This window comes from Microtetraspora malaysiensis, from assembly GCF_001528665.1.
In the GTDB taxonomy this organism is placed as follows: Bacteria; Actinomycetota; Actinomycetes; order Streptosporangiales; family Streptosporangiaceae; genus Microtetraspora_A; species Microtetraspora_A malaysiensis.
On record NZ_BBYJ01000005.1, the window covers coordinates 394,283 to 412,624 of the forward strand.

The window sequence follows — 18,342 nt, forward strand, 5'->3', positions numbered from 1 at the left end:
GACCCGGAACGCACCGCGTACGGCGTCATCGCCGAGCTACTGGACCGCCGGCGGCGCGCCATTCGGGGGGCGGCGACAGGTCGCCGCCCCCCGAGCGGGTCAGTGCGATCAGTGCCGCTGCTCCGTGGGCAGTGAGAGGTAGAGGCGGGTGCCCCGCGGCCGGTAGCCGACACGCTCATAGACGCGGCGGGAGCCGTCGCCGGAGTACTCCAACCACACCGAGGCGGCCCCCTGGGCGAACATCGCTCCGGTCAGCGCGGCGGTCACCGCGCCGGCGATGCCGCGGCCGCGGTAGGCCGGACGGGTTCCGACGCCGGACAGCTCGGCGGTGTCCTCGGCCGGCGGAGAGCAGGACGCCCCGCCGGCACAGCCGCTGTCCGGGGCGCGGACGAAGCGCACGGCACCACCGTTCTGCTGGGTGCGCCGCAGCAGGGCGACACCCTGCGGGGAGGAGGCGAAGGGTCCGCCGAATGCCTCCCCGAGGGCGGCGTCGAGCGCGGCGTACTCCTCGTCGGTGGCCGGGGTCTCCACACGCGGTGCGTCGGTGAGGTGAGGGGCCGTCAGCGTGCTCGGGGTGCAGACGAGGTACTCGTGCACGGCCTCGGTGCCGAAGCCCGCCGCCCGCAGCGCCGGCGCCACGGCAGGGGCGGCCTGCGGTGCGAACTCCAGCCGCGGCAGCAGGCCACGCTCCCGGAAGGACGTGATCAGGGCCGCGACGTCCCGCTCGGTCGGCTCTGTGCCGGGCAGCGGGGTCGCGTAGTTGAGGTAGGGGCTGTCGGTGTCGGGGTTGAAGCCCGCGACGAAGCCGCCGATCTCAACGACCACGGGGCGGCGGCGGAGGTTGGCGACGGCGAAGCTCTGGACCTGGATGTCCATGGTGGGTTGACCTCACGAAGTCTCAGGATGAGCCCGAGGCGAACTCGGGCAGGGCGAACCGGCGGTGCGTTCGGCACCGAATCATGGGGCCGCCATGCGCGACAGGCTGAGGCCGCTGGCCGCTGGGGAGCGGGCGCTCAGTGCCGGTGGCGGCCGCTGGGGGACGCCGAGATCATTGGCTGTCGTTCCTCACCGTGAGTCCGTCTGCGAGATCGCAGAGCGCGCGCCACTCTTCCACGGCCGGCGGGGGCGAGCAAGTGCTTTTCTCTGCGTCTCGGCTGTCCCGGCCCGCTGTCACGCGCCACGCGGATGCGCTCGGGTGGGATCCACGGCTCCTGCGGCTGGTCTCCGCTCCGTCATTGCGCTGGACCCGCCCGTGTTTAGGTCAACGGAACCAGCCTGGCCAGTTCCCCACGGGACGAGACGCCCAGCTTGGGGAAGGCCTTGTACAGGTGGTAGGCGACCGTGCGCGGGCTCAGGAACAGCTGCGCGCCGATCTCGCGGTTGGAGGCTCCTGTGACAGCCAGCCGTACCACCTGGAGCTCCTGAGGGGTCGGCTCGCCCGCCGAATCCGTCACGATGACTGGTCTGTTCCGCGCCGGGCGTCATGAGGGGTCGCCGCTCCCCCGGCCGCGCGGGCTCGCGGTGGGGTGAAAACCCGTCGCCGGGAGGGGGCGTGGGGGCACAGGATGGCCCCCATGTCGTTGCGCTTCCACGAGATCTCCGAGGCCCGGAACCGGATCCTCAACCCGCTCACCCACGACAAGATGGCCCTGCTCGCCGAGATCTGCGGTGTCTCGCCGGGCGTGCGGCAGCTCGACCTTGCCTGCGGAAAGGGCGAGATGCTGTGCCGGTGGGCCGCCGACCACGGAGCGGAGGGCGTCGGCGTCGACATCAGCGACGTCTTCCTCTCCGCCGCCCACGAACGCGCCGAGGAGCTGGGCGTGGCCGACCGGGTCCGGTTCGAGCGGGGCGACGCCGGGGCCTACGCCGTCGAGCCCGGGGCGTACGACATCGTCTCCTGCATCGGCGCCACCTGGATCGGCGGCGGCCTCGCGGGCACGCTCGACCTGATGCGTCCCGGGCTGCGCGACGGTGGGCTGCTGCTGGTCGGCGAGCCGTACTGGATCTCGCCGCCTCCGGCGGAGGCGTGTGCGGCGCTCCAGGTGGAGGCCGCGTCGTTCGGGACGCTGCCTGAGACGCTGGACCGGTTCGAGGCCGCCGGGGTCGAGCTGATCGAGATGGTGCTGGCCGACCAGGACAGCTGGGATCGCTACATGGCTCCGCAGTGGTGGGCGCTCAGCGACTGGCTGCGTGCCAATCCCGGCGACCCGGAGGCGGCGGAGGTGCGCGCCTTCCTGGAGCGCTCCCGCCGTTCCCATCTCGCGTACGGCCGGCGGCACCTGGGTTGGGGCGTGTTCGTCGTCCGCCCGTGCTGAGCGCCTGCGGAGGAAAAACCGGTCGCCTCCGGCGCGCGGCGGGCTCTAGGGTCCGGCCGTGACTCCTTTCGACGACTCCGCCATCGAGCGGTTCGCGGCCGACGGGTTCCTCAAGGTCGAGGAGGCGTTCCCGCGCGAGACGGGCGAGCGCGCCCTGGCCCTGCTGTGGGAGCGCCTCGGCCTGTCGCCGGAACGCCCGCAGGAGTGGACCCGCCCGGTGGTGTGGGTGGAGCCGACCGGGGAGGGGGCGCTGGGCGAGGTGATGCACGCCGCCCGCCTCACCGACGCGCTCGATCTGGTCGCGGGCGTGGGCGGTTGGGCGCCGCGCCCGGTGATCGGGATGACCCCGGTGCGCTTCCCCCATCCGGAGGACTCCGGCGACGCCGGGTGGCACATCGACCAGAACGTCCCGGGTCCGGACAACGCCTGGGGCGTGGTGACCGACCGGTCGCACACCTTCCTTCTCCTGCTCCTGTTCTCCGAGGTGGGCCCGGACGACGCGCCCACCCGCCTGCGCGTGGGCTCCCACCGGGACGCGGCGCGGGTGCTGGAGCCGTACGGCGAGGGCGGCCTGCCGTTCTTCGAGTCGGGGCCGATCCTGGACGAGGCGACCGCGCACCGGCCGGAGGCGCTCGCCACGGGGTTGCCGGGCGACGCCTACATCTGCCACCCGTTCCTGGTCCACGCGGCCCAGCGGCATCGCGGGAGCCGGCCCCGGTTCATGTCGCAGGTCCCGATGTTCCTGCGGACGCCGCTCAGCCCGGGCGGCTCCACGCCGCTCGACCAGGTGACGCGGGGCGGTCGATCGTGACCGTTTCATCCGGCTTCGGGGACATCGTGGCGGTTCGTCGGACCGCTGTTAGGATCGCCCGATGAAGATCAGAAAGGGCGGTCCGGCCGACGTTCCGGCCATGCTCGGCATGTTCGACAGCGCGGTGGCCTGGCTGACCGAGCAGGGGCGCACCGGCCAGTGGGGCAGTACGCCGTTCTCCACCGACGCGGCCAGGATCGAGAGCGTCACCCGCCGGGCGTCGGAGGGCGACGTGCGCATCGCCGAGATCGACGGTGAGCCGGCCGGCAGCATCGTGGTGGGCGCCGCCATGCCGTACGTGACCCCCGCGCCGGAGCCGGAGTTGTACGTGCAGATGCTCGTGATCGACCGCCGGTTCTCCGGCCGGGGTGTGGGCGCCGCACTGCTCGGCTGGGCCCGCGAGGAGGCGGCCCGGCGCGGCGTGGGCCTGCTGCGGGTCGACTGCTACGCCGGCGACGACGGCAGGCTCGTCAGGTACTACGAGAGCGTCGGGTTCTCCCGGACCGTCGAGTTCGTCGTCGGCGAGTGGCCAGGCCAGGTCCTGGAGATGCGGATCTCCCCCGCGGACTCCTGACGACGTCCGGCCCCGCCGACCGTTCGCGGGCCGGCCGGGGCCGGAAGAAAACAGTTGCCAGGCGACATCCTCCGCATGAAGGATGTCGCCATGATCAGGGTCGAGTCGCTGACGAAGGTCTTCCGCCGCCCGCACACCTTTTCCGGCCCCCTCGGCCCCCTGCGCACCCTCCTGACCCGCCGATACGACGAGCGGACCGCCGTGGACGGCGTCAGCTTCGAGATCTCCGCGGGCGAGATCGTCGGCTATCTCGGCCCGAACGGCGCGGGCAAATCCACCACGGTGAAGATGCTGACCGGCATCCTCACCCCCACCAGCGGCCTGATCGAGGTGGACGGCCGGGTGCCGTGGCGGGACCGCGAGGCCAACGCCAGAGCAGTCGGCGTGGTCTTCGGCCAGCGCAGCCAACTCTGGTGGGACCTGCCGCTGATCGACTCCCTGCGCCTGGTCGGCGACCTGTACGACGTGCCCGCCGCCCGCTTCGCCGGATCGCTGCGCCGCATGTGCGACCTGCTCGGGCTCGACGACTTCCTGCAGACACCGGTCCGCCAGCTCAGCCTCGGCCAGCGGATGCGCGGCGACCTGGCGGCGGCGATGCTGTACGACCCGCCCATCCTCTACCTGGATGAGCCGACCGTCGGCCTCGACGTCATGGCCAAGCAGGCGGTGCGGGAGTTCATCGCCGAGACCAACCGGCTCGGCCGCACCACCGTCGTGCTGACCACGCACGACCTGGCCGACGTCGAGGCGCTGTGCGAGCGGATCATCCTCATCGACAAGGGCCGGGTGCTGTACGACGGTGGCATCGACGATCTCGTCACGGCCTACGCGCCGCCGCGGCGGCTGGTGGTCGAGCTGGCCGACGATGAGACCCGCACATTCGAGATCGCGGCCGGACGGCCGATACCCGAACTGATCGCCCAGGTCGCCGCCGAGCACCCCATCCGCGACCTGTCGATCCGGGAGCCCGACCTGGAGGGCGTGATCACCCGCATCTACGCCGAGAGCGAGCGGTGATCCGCCCGCTGGCCGGGATGGCCCGCGTCGGGATGCGCTTTCAGTTCGCCTACCGCAGCGACGTGATCATGAGTGTGGTGGCGCTGGTCGCGCAGGTGTTCCTGCTGCGCATGGTCTGGACGTCCCTCTACAGCGGCCGGGAGTCCGACCCCCGGGGGCTCACCCTGGAGGCGCTGCTGGCCTACCTGAGCCTGGCCAACCTCCAGGCGTTCGTCACCACCCCGATCATCCCGATGATCGCGCATTTCCGGATCCGCACCGGCACGGTGTTCTTCGACCTGTCCCGGCCGACCGGTTATCTGCCCCAGATGGCCGCGTTCCAGGCCGGGCACACCGCTGGAGGGCTGCTGATGCTCGCCCCGGCGATCCCGGTGGTGCTGCTGGTCGGCACGATCACCCCCACCGAGCACCCGATCGGCTACGCGGCGACGCTGGCGCTCGGCTACGTCATCTCGGTGATGATGTCGCTGCTCATCTGTGTGATCGGCTTCTGGACGCTGGAGACGGGGGCGATCTCGCTGCTGTACCGGCTGGTCAGCCACTTCTTCGCCGGGACGATGGTGCCGCTGTCGTTCTTCCCCGGGGCGCTCGGCGTCCTGGCCGACGCCCTGCCGTTCAAGTACATGGGCTACGTCCCGGCGGCCGTCTACGTGGGGCAGCTCTCGGGCGGGCAGATCGGCCGGGCGGTGGCCGTCGAGATCGGGTGGATCGCGGCGCTGGCAGGGGTGCTGTGGGCGATATGGCGACGGGCCCACCACAAGGTGGTGATCCAGGGTGGCTGAGGTCGTGCGCGCGCTGCGCCTGTACTGGCGGTTACAGCGTGCCGCCATGCGCGGCGCACTGCAGTACCGGCTGAATCTGGTGATCGGCATCGCCGCCGGGGTGGCCTACCAGGGCAGCGGCTTCGCCTTCGTGTGGGTCGTCATGCACACGTTCCCGGCGGTCGGCGGCTGGAGCCTGCGGGAGATCGCGTTCCTGTACGGCATGCGCCTGACCGCGCACGCGCTCTACGTCCTGCCGTTCAGCAGTCTCATCGGCCTGGACTGGCTGGTTCGTGAGGGAGAGCTGGACCGGGTGCTGCTGCGTCCGCTCAACCCGCTCGTCCAGATCATGGCCAAGCGCCTGGGCGTGGGACAGCTCGGCGACCTGCTGGCGGGGCTGGTCCTCCTGGTGGTGGCGCTGCCGCCGCTGGGGCCGGCCTCGATCCTGTTCTGCCTGGCGGCCGTCGTGGGCGGGGCGCTGGTGGAGGCGGCCGTGTCGCTGGCGTTGGCGTCACTGGCGCTGCGCACGTGGAACACGCTGGGGGTGCGGGCGTTCGCCGACGACCTGTTCAGCAAGTTCGGGTCGTATCCCATGAGCGTCTTCGGCGGCGCCGCCCAGTGGGCGCTGACGTTCGTGCTGCCCGTGGCGTTCGTGGCGTACGTGCCGGCGAGCGTGCTGCTGGACCGGACCGGCGAGCTGAACGTGCCCGCGCCGGTGGCGTACGGGAGTCCCCTGCTGGGGGTGGCGCTGTTCGCCCTCGCCTACCGGATCTGGTCCCGCCAGCTCCGGCACTACCAGAGCACGGGAACATGATCGGATCCCCGAGGACGTCTGCCAGCGGATAATCCACGACGGATCGGATTGTTATGCTGCGGCTATGACCGCCATGGCGCCGACCCGTACCGAACCGGACCTGTCGTACCTCCTCGACCACACCGGCCACGTCCTGCGGACCCGGATGGCCGCCGCGCTCGCCGAGATCGGGCTGACCGCGCGGATGCACTGCGTGCTGGTCCACGCGCTGGAAGAGGAGCGCACCCAGATCCAGCTCGCCGAGATCGGCGACATGGACAAGACCACGATGGTCGTCACGGTGGACGCCCTGGAGGAGGCGGGCCTCGCCGAGCGCCGCCCCTCCAGCACCGATCGGCGCGCCCGCATCATCGCGGTCACCGAGGAGGGCGCACGGGTCGCCCGGCACAGCCAGGAGATCGTGGACCGGGTCCACGCGGAGGCGCTGGCCGCACTGCCGGAAGACGAGCGCGAGGTCCTGGTCCGCGCGCTGAACCGGCTCGCGGACGGTCACCTGGCCGCGCCCGTGGAGAGCCCCCAGCCGGTACGGCGGGCCCGCCAGCGCGGAAAGTAGAACCGAGAAAGATAGTCTGCAACGGAACTATCTGCTACGGTCTCTCTTGTCGTCTCGTCTGACAGGAGGGACCTCCCATGTCCACCCCCTCATCGGCCCCCTCATCGGCACCGGCCCGATCGCGGCGGATCGCCCTCGGCGTGATCGCCACCGGGACGCTGATGGTCGTCCTCGACGGCAGCATCGTGACCGTGGCGATGCCCGCCATCCAGAGCGATCTCGGCTTCTCCCCCGCCGGCCTGAGCTGGGTCGTCAACGCGTACCTGATCGCCTTCGGCAGCCTGCTGCTGCTCGCCGGGCGGCTCGGCGACCTGGTCGGCCGCAAACAGATGTTCCTGGCCGGCACCGCGCTCTTCACCGCCGCCTCCGTGCTCGCCGGGGCCGCCACCACGCCCGCCGTGCTGGTGGCCGCCCGATTCCTGCAGGGCGTCGGCAGCGCGATGGCCTCCGCGGTCGGCCTCGGCATCCTGGTGACGCTCTTCACCGAGCCGCGGGAGCGGGCTCGGGCGATCGCCGTCTTCAGCTTCACGGGCGCGGCCGGCGCCTCGATCGGCCAGGTACTCGGCGGCGTCCTCACCGACGCCCTCGACTGGCACTGGATCTTCTTCATCAACCTGCCGATCGGGCTCGCGACGCTCGCGGCCGGGGCGTACGCGCTGCCGGCGGTGCGCGGGATCGGACTCGCGGCCGGGGCCGACGTCCTCGGCGCCGTCCTGATCACCGCCGGGCTGATGCTCGGCATCTCCACCGTCGTCACCGGCGGGGAGCGCGGCTGGACCTCGGGTGTCACGCTCGGCTCCGGCGCTCTCGCTGTCGCGCTGCTCGTCGCGTTCGTCGCCCGCCAGGCCACCGCGCGCTCCCCGCTCATGCCGCTGCGGATCTTCCGCTCCCGCGCCGTCTCGGGGGCCAATCTGGTGCAGGTCCTGATGGTCGCCGCGCTGTTCGCCTTCCAGATCCTCCTCGCCCTGTACCTGCAGAACGTCCTCGGGTACGGCGCGGCCGCGACCGGGCTGGCGATGCTCCCGGCCGCGGTGCTCATCGGCGCCGTCTCGCTCGGCGTCTCGACTCGGCTCAACGCCCGCTTCGGCGAGCGCAACGTCCTGCTCGCGGGACTGGCCCTGCTGGTCGGTGTCCTCGGACTGCTCGCCCGCGTCCCCGTGCACGCGGACTACGTGACCGACCTGCTGCCGGTGATGCTGCTCGCCGCCGGCTTCGGCCTCGCCCTTCCGGCGCTGACCGCGCTCGCCATGTCCGGCGCGGCCGACGGCGACGCGGGCCTGGCCTCCGGGCTGTTCAACACCACGCAACAGGTCGGCATGGCCATGGGGGTCGCGGTGCTGTCCACGCTGGCGGCCTCCCGTACCGAGGGGCTGCTCGCGGAGGGGATGAGCCAGGCCGTCGCGCTGACCGGCGGCTACCGCCTGGCCTTCGCCGTCGGCGCCGGACTACTCGCCGTGGCCTTCGCCGTCGCCCTCGCCGTACTGCGGCGGCCGAGTGAGCGGCCCGGAGAGCCCGTCCCCGCCGCCACCCGGACCACGGCCGCCTGACCTCCTCCACGACCACCCGAACTCCACGACCACACGAAAGGCATGTCCCATGAGCGCGACCGAGCACAAGCCGGGCAGCGGACCCGAGCCCCGGGTTCTCACCCAGGAGGAACTGTCACAGGCGTTGGGCGATCAGCGGTTCGGAGTGCTGGCGACCGTCAGGAGCAGCGGCCACCCGCATCTGTCCACCGTCGTCCACCGCTGGAGCCCCGAGGAGCGGGTGGTGCGGATCTCCTCCACGGCCGGCCGTCTCAAGGTGCGCCAGTTGCGGCGCGATCCGCATGCCGCCCTGCATGTGAGCCCGGATGCCTGGTCGTTCGTCGTCGCCGAGGGCGAGGCGGAGGTGTCCGAGGCGTCGGCCGTTCCCGGCGACGCGGTCGGACGGGAGCTGCTGGCCCTGACACCCGGCTTCGCGGATCCCGCGGACGAGGCGGCCTTCCTTGAGCAGATGGTGGCGGACCGGCGCGTGGTGATCAGGATCCGGGTGTCCCGCCTGTACGGAACGGCGCTGGACGTCGCCGCCGAAGGCTGACCATGGCCACGATCAGGGCGGAGATTTCACCCGTCCGCGTACGACGGCGGGGGCGGGCGCCGTGGCCGGGCACAGAACGGCCCTGGCCGTCCCCGCTGCGGGGACGGCCAGGGCCGGTGAAGGTCGGACTATCCCTGGGACTTGGACGTGGACTTCAGGGCGCTGCCCTGCTTCCACTGGCTGTACGGCATCTGCCAGAACCCCCAGCCGTTGTTCCACTCGAGCGCGCGGGTGGTCCCGACGATCTTGACGACGTCGCCCCGGTGGAAGTTCTGGTAGTACCACTTGGCCTGCGTCGGGTGGGCGTTGATGCAGCCGTGGCTGACGTTGGCCCGGCCCTGGGAGCCGACCGACCACGGCGCGCTGTGCACGTACTCGCCGCTGCTGGAGATGCGGACCGCGTGGTCGACGATCTCCTTGTAGTAGCCGGGGTCGCCCTCCTTCTTCCCCGGGGAGATCATGGTGACCGGATTAGCGCGTTCCATGGTCAGATGGACGCCGCTGGTGGTCGTGTATTCGCGGGTGGTGCCGTTGCCCGCGCTGATCTTCATGGTCTGCACGGTCTTGCCGTCGCGCTTGACCACCATCATGTGCGTTTTGATGTTGACGTAGCTGACCCACTCCGCGCCGATCTTGATCTTGGCGGTGTGGTCCTCGACGCCGTACATCTCCGGGCCGCCCTTGACGCCGGCGAGGTGGGCGGTGAACGTGACGGTCTGGTGCGCGGGCCAGAACTTGGCGGTCCGGTAGATGGCCAGCCTGTCGTTGATCCACCGCCAGGCACCGGGGACCGGCTTCTGCGCCTTCACTTCAAGAGCGGCCTCGACCGCCGCCTTGTCCTGCACGGCCTGGTTGAACGTCACCATGATGGGCATGCCGACGCCGACCGTCTCGCCCTTGAGTCCCGGGGTCACGTCGGCGACCGCGAGCTCGATCTTGGGTTTGTCGGTGGTGAAATCGCTCGTGGCGGTCGCCGGCCCCCCGTCGCCGTTCGCCTTGGCCGACACCGTGTAGTTGGTGGACGGCTTCAACGGCTTCTTGGAGATCCACTTGGTGCGGGTCTTGTTGAACGCCCCCTCGACCTGCTCCCCGTCGGTCTCCAGGGTGACCTCTTCAAGCGAGCCGTTCGCCGCGGTGACGACGACGGTCTTGTCCGGGCGCACCTTCGCGGTGCCCTCGGCCGGACTTATCTTGATCGCGGGCGCGGCGGCCGCGGTCGCTCCGGTGTCGCCGGAGCCGTCGGTTCCCGAAGCGCCCCCTGCGCCCGAGCCCCCGGAACAAGCGGACAACACGACGGCCGTGGCGGCGGCGAGGCCGACGAGTGGCAATCTCATGCGCGTGTTAGTGGTCAACGCAAACGTCTCCCCCATGATGGCAAAGTGCAATACAAGACTCTATTAGGACCAACTCCGCCCGTAGTCGTTCTTTTGGAGAGTTAGGTCACACTTTCGTTACGTAATACCCTGAACTTAGTTCTATCCGAGTAAAGTGCGCGTCAAACCAAAAGCATGATCATCGTCAATATGGCGCGACGCTTCGGCGCCGGCCGCAATGTGCGGCGCCCATGATGGACGGGTGGCCTCCGATTCCCAGATCGCGCTGACCCGGCTGGCCGGGCTGCTCGCCGACGGCACCCGCGCAGCGTTCTGCCTCGCGCTCCTCGACGGGCGGGCCTGGACGGCCGGCGAGCTGGCCCGGCACGCGGGCGTCGCCCCATCCACCGCCAGCGAGCACCTCTCGCGCCTGGTCGCCGGAGGCGTGCTGGCCGAGGAGCACCAGGGGCGCCACCGCTACGTACGGCTCGCCGACCCGGCCGTGGCGCAGCTGATCGAGGACATGGCGGCGCACGGCCCGCCCGCGAACTCGCCGCCCGGGACCCTGCGCGTCGCCGGTGCGCGCCGCGCGCTGGCCTTCGCCCGCACCTGCTACGACCACCTGGCCGGGCGGCTCGGAGTCGCGGTCGCCGACGGTCTGTCCGGCCACGGCCTGCTCGAACGGCGGACGGGCTTCGCCTTCACCGAGGCCGGGACGTCCTGGCTGGAGGACGTGCTCGGCAGCCTGCCCGGCACCACCGGCCGGCGACCGCTCGCCCGGCAGTGCCTGGACTGGACCGAGCGCCGCCCGCACCTGGCCGGGACGGCCGGGGCCGCCCTCTGCCGCCACGCGCTCGACCAGGGATGGGTCGCCCGCATCGGCTCGGGGCGCGCCCTGGTCGTCGGCCCGGCCGGAGCCGAGGCGTTCTCCCGCCTGCTGAACATCGACGTCGCGGCGCTGCGGCTCTCCCTCGACGACGGCGGCGGCACGTAGCCGCCGGGCTCACAGCAGGCGGTGGGTCAGCCCGGTGTGCCGCCTGCCCGCCCCCTTGGTGCGTACGGCTTGGCCGAGGGCGCGCCGGGAGCCGACGATGACCACGAGCTTCTTGGCCCTGGTGATCGCGGTGTAGAGCAGGTTGCGCTGCAGCATCATCCACGCGCTGGTCGCGAGAGGGATGACCACGGCCGGATACTCGCTGCCCTGCGAGCGATGGATGCTCACCGCGTACGCGTGGGCCAGCTCGTCCAGCTCGTCGAAGGAGTAGTCGACGTTCTCGTCCTCGTCGGTCAGGACGGTGAGCTTGCTCTCCTCCGGCGTGATGCCGGTGACGACGCCGACGGTGCCGTTGAACACGCCCGCGGCACCCTTGTCGTAGTTGTTGCGGAGCTGCGTGACCTTGTCGCCCACGCGGAACACCCGCCCGCCGTACCGGCGTTCGGGCATGCCCTCGCGCGCGGGGGTGAGCGCCTCCTGCAGCGCGATGTTCAGCGCGCCCGCCCCGGCCGCGCCCCGGTGCATCGGCGCGAGCACCTGCACGTCGCGGCGCGGATTGAGCCCGAACTTCGCCGGAATGCGGCGGGCGACGACGTCCACGGTGAGCGCGGCGATTTCTTCCGGCTCTTCGCATGGGAAAAGAAAGAAGTCAGGGAATTCGCGCACCAGAGGCGATTGGCCGGTATTCACCCGGTGCGCATTGACGACAACGCCGGACTGCTGCGCCTGCCGGAAGATCTGGGTGAGCCGCACCCTCGGGATGTCGGGCGCGGCCAGCAGGTCGCGCAGCACCTCGCCCGCGCCGACCGAGGGCAACTGGTCGACGTCGCCGACGAAGAGCAGGTGCGCGCCGGGCGCGACGGCCTTGACGAGCTTGTTGGCCAGCAGCAGGTCGAGCATGGACGCCTCGTCCACCACGACCAGGTCGGCGTCCAGCGGGTTGTCCCGGTCGAAGGTGGCGTCGCCGCCCGGCCGGAGCTGCAGCAGGCGGTGCACGGTGGTCGCCTCGTGGCCGGTCAGCTCCGCCAGCCGCTTGGCCGCCCGGCCGGTCGGCGCGGCAAGGATGACCTTGGCGCGCTTGGCCCTGGCGAGCGTGACGATCGAGCGCACGGTGAAGCTCTTGCCGCAGCCCGGTCCCCCGGTCAGCACGGCGACCCGTTCGGTCAGCGCCAGCCGTACGGCCTGGGCCTGCTCGGGGGCGAGCTCGGCGCCGGTCTTGCCGTGCAGCCAGTCCAGCGCGACCGGCCAGTCCACGTCCTCGAACGCGCGCAGCCGGTTTCCGGAGGTGGTGAGCAGGCCGCGCAGCGTCGCGGCGAGAGACGCCTCGGCCCGCTGGAACGGCACCAGGTAGATCGCGGGCACGGTGCCCTCGGCCGCCGGGATCTCCTCCCGGACGACGCTCGCCTCGCGGGAGTCGTCCGCGGTCAGCTCGTCCAGGCAGGTGGTGACCAGCTCGGCCGAGACGTCGAGGATCTTCACGGCGTCGGTGACCAGGTTGGGCGCGGGCAGGTAGCAGTGGCCGTCGTCGGCGGCCTGGGACAGCGTGTAGCGCAGGCCCGCCTTGACCCGCTCCGGGCTGTCGTGCGGGATGCCGACCGCCTGCGCGATCGTGTCGGCGGTCTTGAACCCGATGCCCCACACGTCGTCGGCGAGCCGATAGGGCTCCTTGCGTACCACCTCGATCGAGCTGTCGCCGTACTGCTTGAAGATGCGGACCGCGATCGAGGTCGAGACGCCGACCCCCTGCAGGAAGATCATCACCTCTTTGATGATCTTTTGTTCCTCCCAGGCGGCGGCGATCATCTTGGTGCGCTTGGGGCCGAGCCCCGGCACCTCCACCAGCCGGCCGGGCTCCTCCTCGATCACCCGCAGGGTGTCGGTGCCGAAGTGGTCCACGATCCGCTCGGCCATCTTGGGGCCGATCCCCTTGATCAGCCCCGAGCCGAGGTAGCGCTGGATGCCCTGGACGGTCGCGGGCAGCACGGTGGTGTACGACCACACCTCGAACTGCTTGCCGTACCGGGGGTGGGAGGTCCACCGGCCGGTGAGGCTCAGGGACTCGCCCACCTGGGCGCCCAGCAACGGCCCCACCACGGTGAGCAGCTCGTTTCCTGAGCGCTCGGTCGCCACCCGGGCGATGGTGTAGCCGGTCTCCTCGTTGGCGTAGGTGATCCGTTCCAGAACCGCCGAAAGACAGGTACCGGAGCCACCAGATGCCTCGGGGTTCACGCCGTCACCTCCATACCGAACACCCGGGGCAAGCCTAGGCCAGGAGTCCGACAATGAAACACCAGTGATCACCTTTGCGAGCCCGGCCGGGCCGGCCGCCCGTTCGGGGTATTTGTGGGGCTTGGCCTGACCGCCGGCCTTCTCATCCATGCCGGGCGGCACGCCATCGGCGGGCGGGTGCGGGACAGTGCCCCAGACGCTCCCACCGCGCGGCCGGCGCGGCAGCACGTACGTCCGCGGTGTCGAATCCGCCGGATCCGGTGAGGGGCGGACCGACCGCTCAACCGCCGGCCAAGTCATCGGCGGCGACCTGGCCGGCGCTCGTGGCCCGCCGGAGGAAATCAGCGAGGAGCGCGAGTTCCTTCTCGTCGTAGCGGTCGCAGATCTCGTCCATCGCTGCGTTCATCCCTGAAAACAGGTGGAAGACCTCGGCGTTGCGGTCACGCAGGGCGCGGACGACGACCGAGCGGCGGTCGTTCTGGTCGCGTTCACGTACGACCCAGCCGCCGCGCTCCAGCCGGTCGAGGATGCCGGTCAGGGTGGCGGGATGGAGGCCGGCACGGCGGGCGAGAGCACTCGGGCTCATCGGGCCCTGACGCACGAGGAGGTCCAGGCACCCGAGGTCGACGTCCTTGAGGGACAGGCGGGCGCTGACCTGGTGGTTGAGCATGGACAACTCGACGCTCAGCTCACGCAGTGAGTCCTTGATCGTGCTTGCCAGCCGCCTCTTGCTGCGCGCGGCCTCTCCACTTTCGGGAGATTCTATGGAACTCATATAATATCGTTCTCATATCGTATGGTTTTCGGGTGACTCAGCGTACTGGGCACACGAGTCCGCGAACGAGGAGGACTGGCCATGATCCTGGTGACCGGGGCGACGGGCAACGTGGGGCGGGAAGTCATAAAGCTGCTGCTGGAGGGCGGGGAGAAGGTGGCGGCCGTCACCCGCTCCCCGGCCACCGCCGCGCTGCCGGAAGGCGTCCATGTGGTGAGTGGTGATTCCTCGCGGCCCGCATCGCTGGCGCCCGCGCTGGACGCCGTCGGTGCCGTCCTGATCAGCCCGCGGGCGGTCGGGGACGCCGCCGCGGAGCTGGTCGCACTGGCGGCCGAGCGAGGGGCGGAGCGGGTGGTGCTGCTGTCCGCGGCAACCGTCGAGTTCGGTGGCGGTGAGCGCCGCTTCGCCGACGGATTCGCGGCGGCCGAGGACGCCGTCATCGCATCGGGCCTGCCGTGGACCTGTCTGCGGTGCTCGGACTTCGCCGCCAACAGCCTCGCCTGGGCGCCGCAGATCCGCGCGGCCGGTGTCGTCCGAGGGGCCTACGGCGACGCCGCGACCTCGCCCGTCGACGAGCGGGACGTCGCCGCCGTCGCCGCCCGGGCGCTCGTCGACCCCGATCATGCCGGGCACCGCTACGTGCTCACCGGCCCCGAGTCGCTCACCCAGCGCGACAAGGTCCGCCTCCTCGGGGAGGCGCTCGGCAAAGAGCTGGCCTGGGAGGAGCTCCCGCCCCAGCGGGTCCGCGAGGCCATGATCGCCCAGGGTCATCCGGAGGATGTCCCGGACCGGCTGCTCGGTTACCTGGCCGACCGCACGGAGACGCCCGGCCCCTCGTCGGACACCGTGGCAACCGTCCTCGGCCGGCCCGCGCGGACCTTCGCCACCTGGGCCGCCGATCATGCCGAAGTATTCCGTGGCTGACTCGCCGTCGCCCGGCCGTTATGGGCGGCACGGCACGGCGCCCGTCTGAAGGCCCGTCCGAGGGCTTGTCAGAGAGAAAGCAGGGCGGGCGCGAGCTCCCTCAGGTGCTCCAGCGGTAGCCGGCCGCCGGGCGCGAGGGGCTGGATCGCGACGTGGTCGGCACCCGCGTCCAGATGCGCCTGCACCCGGTCGCGGATCGCGTCCTCGTCGCCCCAGGCGACGATCGCGTCCACCAGCCGGTCGCTTCCGCCGTCGGCGAGGTCGTCGTCGTCGAATCCGAACGTGCGGAGGTTGTTGGCGTAGTTCGGCAGAGCCAGGTAGGGCGCCATGTGCTCGCGCGCGTACGCCCGCGCGGTGCCGGGGTCGCGTTCGAGCACGACGGCCTGCTCGGGCGCGAGGACCGGTTCGTCCCCGAGCACCTCGCGCGCCCGCGCCGTGTGCTCGACCGGCACGAAGTACGGATGCGCGCCGTCGGCGCGGTCACGGGCCAGTCCCAGCATCTTGGGCCGGAGCGCGGCCAGCAGGAGGGGCGCCGGATGGGTGGGGGCCTTCGCGTCGTACCTCGCCTGATCCATGGCGTCGAGGTAGCCGGCCATCGCGGCCACCGGCCGCCGGTAGTCGTGGCCGCGCGACTGGACGAGCGGGGCGTGGCTGACGCCGATGCCGAGCACGAATCGGCCGGGGAACGCCTCGGCCAGCGTGGCCGCGCCGGAGGCCATCGCCGTGGCGTCGCGGGCCCAGATGTTCGCGATCCCGGTGGCGACGGTGATCCGCCTGCTGGAGCAGAGCAGGATCGCCGCGTTGCTGAGCGCCTCCTTGGTCGTCGATCCCTCGCCGAACCACAGGGTGCCGTAGCCGAACTCCTCGATCTCGGCGACCGCCTTCCTGGTCGCCTCCCCCGACAGGCGGCCGATCGCGGCGTGCCATACCCCCACCCGGCCGATCCTGGTCCGCTGGTCGTCCATGAGCTCCTCCTAAGATGTTCGATCGAGATGGAACATTACTCAGATGTTCGACGCACATCGAACAGTGGGGGTACCGGCCGAGGCCGATCCCTCACCCACGTGCATCCCCAGGAGGCGACTTTGCAGTCCGCCCTGCACGCCCTCGCTGATCCGGTGCGGCGGCTGATCATCCGGCAGGTCGCCGCCTCGCCCGAGTGGACCAAGGCGTGCGGCACCTTCGACATCCCGGTGCGCAAGTCGACGCTCAGCCACCACTTCGCGGTCCTCAGGGAGGCGGGGCTGCTGGAGCAGCGCGACGAGGGCACCCGCCGCGTCAACCGGCTGCGCGCGGCCGAGTTCGGCGCCCGCTTCCCCGGCCTGCTCGACCTCGTCCTGGCCGAGGGCGCCGAGCCCGGGAGCGGGGAGAAAGCGGCCGGCGCGGACGGCGTGGACGGGGCCGGCTGAGCCGCCCCTGACCGGGCGTGAGGTCCGCCGATGCCGTCCGGGTCTGTCGGAGCACGCCGCTAGCCTTGGACCCATGTCGAAGGTCGAAGAACGTACGGCTCGCGCCCTGCTGCACAGACTGGCGGCCGAGCAGGCGGAGTCACGGGTGCCGTCACTGGCCGCAGGTCTGGTCCGAGGGGGTCAGGTCGCCTGGCTCGGTTTCCGGGGCAGGGTTGACGGCGCGTCGCCGACGGCGGACACGCAGTACCGCATCGGGTCGATCACCAAGAGCATGGTGGCGGTCATGGTGATGCGGCTGCGCGACGAGGGTGCGCTCGACCTGCTCGACCCGCTCGGCAAGCACATGCCCGGCACGCCCGCCGACGAGGTGACCGTCGCCCACCTGCTCTCCCACACCAGCGGGCTCACCGCCGAGCCGCCGGGGGTGTGGTGGGAGCGCACGCCCGGTGCGCCGGCCGACGAGCTGCTCGCGGGTCTCGGCTCCGGCCTCTCCCGGCACCGCCCCGGCCGTCGCTACCACTACTCCAACCTGGGCTTCGCGCTGCTCGGCGAGTTGGTCACCCGCAAGCGTTCGATGCCGTGGGAGCAGGCGGTGCGTGAGGAGGTCCTCGAACCGCTCGGCATGACCGGCACGACGACGCGGCCGCGCGCCCCGCACGCCCAGGGCTACGCGGTGCATCCCTGGGCCGACGTGCTGCTTCCGGAGCCCGAGAACGACCACGGCGCCATGGCCCCGGCCGGGCAGTTCTGGTCCACTCCGGTGGATCTCGCCCGCTGGACGGCCTTCGTCGCCGGCCACACGGGGGGCGTTCTGAGCCCCGACACCCTCGTCGAGATGCGTGAGCCCGCCGCGGTCGACGACGGCGAGAGCTGGGTCTCGGGGTACGGTCTCGGCCTGCAGCTCGTCCGGCACAGTGGCCGTCGCCTGGCCGGGCACACCGGATCGATGCCGGGGTTCCTGGCCACCGTGTGGGCCGACCCGGCCGCCGACCTGGGCGTCCTGTTCCTGGCCAACACCACCTCGGGCGTGCGGGCCTCGCTCACGAAGGACCTGCTCGACATTCTCGCCGCGCACGAGCCGGCGCTGCCGGCCGAGTGGGTGCCCGGCACGGCCGACGCCGACCTGCTCGCGCTCACCGGCCCGTGGTACTGGGGGCCGAGCGCCTACCTGCTGCGGTTGCTGCCGGACCGGGGCGTCTCGCTCACCCCGGTCGGCGGCCAGGGGCGCGCCTCCCGGTTCGTCGCCCAGCCGGACGGCACCTGGCTCGGCCTCGACGGGTACTACGCGGGCGAGACGCTGCGCGTGGTCCACTCCCCCGAGGGCGGCGTCCACATCGACCTCAACACGTTCGTCTTCACGCGTGAGCCGTACGACGCCTCGGCGCCGGTCCCCGGCGGCGTGGACGAGGGCGGCTGGCGCTGACACGCCCGGTCCCGCCGCCGACCGCGTGGCGGCGGGGCCGAAGCGCCGATCATCGACCCGGCCAAGTCAGACGCGACCCAGGCGCCAGAGCGAGGTGACCTCCGCGGCGCGGGAGGCGTGCAGCGGATGCCGCGGCCGGGTCTCGATCGTGTTCGCCACGCGGTTCCGCACCCGCAGCACCTGATCATCGCCAGGGTCCGGCTCAACTTGGTCCCGGCCTTGAGCAGATCGGCCTCGTACCCCAGGGCTCCCGCGCGGAAATCTCCGCGTCGTCAGCGCACGCCACCCCGTACGGCGCTCCGTCGTCTCCGCCCTCGGCAACGAATCCACCATGGCGTTCGCCGAACCCCG

General features: G+C 71.5%; 18 protein-coding genes and 1 pseudogene. 13 read left to right on the forward strand and 6 right to left on the reverse strand.

The features are described 5' to 3' along the window. Positions 1–108: 108 nt before the first annotated feature. Positions 109–876, reverse strand: coding sequence for a GNAT family N-acetyltransferase (locus AWQ71_RS04720; RefSeq protein WP_067127130.1), 768 nt, complete (start codon positions 874–876; stop codon positions 109–111). A gap of 380 nt (positions 877–1,256) precedes the next feature. Then, positions 1,257–1,430, reverse strand: a pseudogene (locus AWQ71_RS04725) (response regulator transcription factor); the annotation flags it as partial. 144 nt (positions 1,431–1,574) lie between these two features. Here AWQ71_RS04725 and AWQ71_RS04730 point away from each other — a divergent pair. The 9 genes from AWQ71_RS04730 (at position 1,575) to AWQ71_RS04770 (ending at position 8,924) form a co-directional block, all read left to right on the forward strand. Further along, positions 1,575–2,315 (forward strand): SAM-dependent methyltransferase, encoded by a 741-nt coding sequence (locus AWQ71_RS04730; RefSeq protein WP_067127137.1) that lies wholly within the window; start codon positions 1,575–1,577, stop codon positions 2,313–2,315. Between the two features lie 58 nt (positions 2,316–2,373). Next, complete coding sequence (locus tag AWQ71_RS04735) at positions 2,374–3,126, forward strand: phytanoyl-CoA dioxygenase family protein (protein ID WP_067127141.1); 753 nt, start codon at positions 2,374–2,376, stop codon at positions 3,124–3,126. Positions 3,127–3,187: 61 nt separating this feature from the next. Beyond that, entirely contained in the window at positions 3,188–3,700 is a 513-nt protein-coding gene (locus tag AWQ71_RS04740) for a GNAT family N-acetyltransferase (protein ID WP_067127144.1), read from the forward strand. Between the two features lie 90 nt (positions 3,701–3,790). Continuing rightward, on the forward strand, positions 3,791–4,717 hold the full coding sequence (locus AWQ71_RS04745) for an ABC transporter ATP-binding protein (protein WP_218001640.1): 927 nt from the start codon (positions 3,791–3,793) through the stop codon (positions 4,715–4,717). Next, a complete protein-coding gene (locus AWQ71_RS04750; protein ID WP_084258512.1) occupies positions 4,714–5,499 on the forward strand; it encodes an ABC transporter permease in 786 nt (261 codons plus the stop codon). The genes AWQ71_RS04745 and AWQ71_RS04750 overlap by 4 nt, the downstream gene beginning before the upstream one ends. Next, positions 5,492–6,292 carry an ABC transporter permease gene (locus AWQ71_RS04755; protein WP_218001641.1) on the forward strand — a complete coding sequence of 267 codons (801 nt, stop codon included), beginning with the start codon at positions 5,492–5,494 and terminating at the stop codon, positions 6,290–6,292. The genes AWQ71_RS04750 and AWQ71_RS04755 overlap by 8 nt, the downstream gene beginning before the upstream one ends. A gap of 64 nt (positions 6,293–6,356) precedes the next feature. Beyond that, positions 6,357–6,845, forward strand: a complete 489-nt coding sequence (locus AWQ71_RS04760; RefSeq protein ID WP_067127148.1) for a MarR family winged helix-turn-helix transcriptional regulator — start codon at positions 6,357–6,359, stop codon at positions 6,843–6,845. A gap of 77 nt (positions 6,846–6,922) precedes the next feature. Continuing rightward, the gene (locus tag AWQ71_RS04765) at positions 6,923–8,392 is read left to right on the forward strand and encodes an MFS transporter (protein WP_067127151.1); all 1,470 of its coding nucleotides are present in this window, start codon (positions 6,923–6,925) and stop codon (positions 8,390–8,392) included. Positions 8,393–8,441: 49 nt separating this feature from the next. Then, complete coding sequence (locus tag AWQ71_RS04770) at positions 8,442–8,924, forward strand: TIGR03618 family F420-dependent PPOX class oxidoreductase (protein WP_067127153.1); 483 nt, start codon at positions 8,442–8,444, stop codon at positions 8,922–8,924. Between the two features lie 128 nt (positions 8,925–9,052). Here the strand turns inward: AWQ71_RS04770 and AWQ71_RS04775 are convergent, their stop codons facing one another. Next, positions 9,053–10,258, reverse strand: coding sequence for a L,D-transpeptidase (locus AWQ71_RS04775; protein ID WP_067127156.1), 1,206 nt, complete (start codon positions 10,256–10,258; stop codon positions 9,053–9,055). Positions 10,259–10,499: 241 nt separating this feature from the next. Between AWQ71_RS04775 and AWQ71_RS04780 the strand changes: the two genes are divergently transcribed. Further along, complete coding sequence (locus AWQ71_RS04780) at positions 10,500–11,231, forward strand: ArsR/SmtB family transcription factor (protein WP_245658109.1); 732 nt, start codon at positions 10,500–10,502, stop codon at positions 11,229–11,231. A 9-nt stretch (positions 11,232–11,240) separates the two neighbouring features. Here the strand turns inward: AWQ71_RS04780 and recD2 are convergent, their stop codons facing one another. Both recD2 and AWQ71_RS04790 read right to left on the reverse strand, forming a co-directional pair. Continuing rightward, positions 11,241–13,460 (reverse strand): SF1B family DNA helicase RecD2, encoded by a 2,220-nt coding sequence (gene recD2 / locus AWQ71_RS04785; protein ID WP_067127161.1) that lies wholly within the window; start codon positions 13,458–13,460, stop codon positions 11,241–11,243. Between the two features lie 280 nt (positions 13,461–13,740). Then, positions 13,741–14,235 carry a MarR family transcriptional regulator gene (locus AWQ71_RS04790; protein ID WP_067127164.1) on the reverse strand — a complete coding sequence of 165 codons (495 nt, stop codon included), beginning with the start codon at positions 14,233–14,235 and terminating at the stop codon, positions 13,741–13,743. An 81-nt stretch (positions 14,236–14,316) separates the two neighbouring features. Here AWQ71_RS04790 and AWQ71_RS04795 point away from each other — a divergent pair, with 81 nt between their 5' ends. After that, the gene (locus AWQ71_RS04795) at positions 14,317–15,159 is read left to right on the forward strand and encodes an NAD(P)H-binding protein (RefSeq protein WP_067127166.1); all 843 of its coding nucleotides are present in this window, start codon (positions 14,317–14,319) and stop codon (positions 15,157–15,159) included. A 68-nt stretch (positions 15,160–15,227) separates the two neighbouring features. Here the strand turns inward: AWQ71_RS04795 and AWQ71_RS04800 are convergent, their stop codons facing one another. Next, positions 15,228–16,124 carry an LLM class F420-dependent oxidoreductase gene (locus AWQ71_RS04800; protein WP_067127169.1) on the reverse strand — a complete coding sequence of 299 codons (897 nt, stop codon included), beginning with the start codon at positions 16,122–16,124 and terminating at the stop codon, positions 15,228–15,230. A gap of 120 nt (positions 16,125–16,244) precedes the next feature. Between AWQ71_RS04800 and AWQ71_RS04805 the strand changes: the two genes are divergently transcribed. Together AWQ71_RS04805 and AWQ71_RS04810 are read left to right on the forward strand one after the other, a co-directional pair. After that, entirely contained in the window at positions 16,245–16,568 is a 324-nt protein-coding gene (locus AWQ71_RS04805) for an ArsR/SmtB family transcription factor (RefSeq protein ID WP_245658110.1), read from the forward strand. Between the two features lie 73 nt (positions 16,569–16,641). Further along, the gene (locus AWQ71_RS04810) at positions 16,642–17,991 is read left to right on the forward strand and encodes a serine hydrolase domain-containing protein (RefSeq protein WP_067127175.1); all 1,350 of its coding nucleotides are present in this window, start codon (positions 16,642–16,644) and stop codon (positions 17,989–17,991) included. Positions 17,992–18,342 lie beyond the last annotated feature (351 nt).

Bases quoted from the DNA above. Each gene is read 5' to 3' on its own strand.
- AWQ71_RS04760 (WP_067127148.1), top strand. From the start codon at position 6,357: ATGACCGCCATGGCGCCGACCCGTACCGAACCGGACCTGTCGTACCTC.
- AWQ71_RS04800 (WP_067127169.1), bottom strand. From the start codon at position 16,124: ATGGACGACCAGCGGACCAGGATCGGCCGGGTGGGGGTATGGCACGCC.
- AWQ71_RS04720 (WP_067127130.1), bottom strand. From the start codon at position 876: ATGGACATCCAGGTCCAGAGCTTCGCCGTCGCCAACCTCCGCCGCCGC.
- AWQ71_RS04730 (WP_067127137.1), top strand. From the start codon at position 1,575: ATGTCGTTGCGCTTCCACGAGATCTCCGAGGCCCGGAACCGGATCCTC.
- AWQ71_RS04765 (WP_067127151.1), top strand. From the start codon at position 6,923: ATGTCCACCCCCTCATCGGCCCCCTCATCGGCACCGGCCCGATCGCGG.
- AWQ71_RS04740 (WP_067127144.1), top strand. From the start codon at position 3,188: ATGAAGATCAGAAAGGGCGGTCCGGCCGACGTTCCGGCCATGCTCGGC.
- AWQ71_RS04770 (WP_067127153.1), top strand. From the start codon at position 8,442: ATGAGCGCGACCGAGCACAAGCCGGGCAGCGGACCCGAGCCCCGGGTT.
- AWQ71_RS04790 (WP_067127164.1), bottom strand. From the start codon at position 14,235: ATGAGTTCCATAGAATCTCCCGAAAGTGGAGAGGCCGCGCGCAGCAAG.
- AWQ71_RS04795 (WP_067127166.1), top strand. From the start codon at position 14,317: ATGATCCTGGTGACCGGGGCGACGGGCAACGTGGGGCGGGAAGTCATA.
- AWQ71_RS04745 (WP_218001640.1), top strand. From the start codon at position 3,791: ATGATCAGGGTCGAGTCGCTGACGAAGGTCTTCCGCCGCCCGCACACC.
- AWQ71_RS04810 (WP_067127175.1), top strand. From the start codon at position 16,642: ATGTCGAAGGTCGAAGAACGTACGGCTCGCGCCCTGCTGCACAGACTG.
- AWQ71_RS04775 (WP_067127156.1), bottom strand. From the start codon at position 10,258: ATGAGATTGCCACTCGTCGGCCTCGCCGCCGCCACGGCCGTCGTGTTG.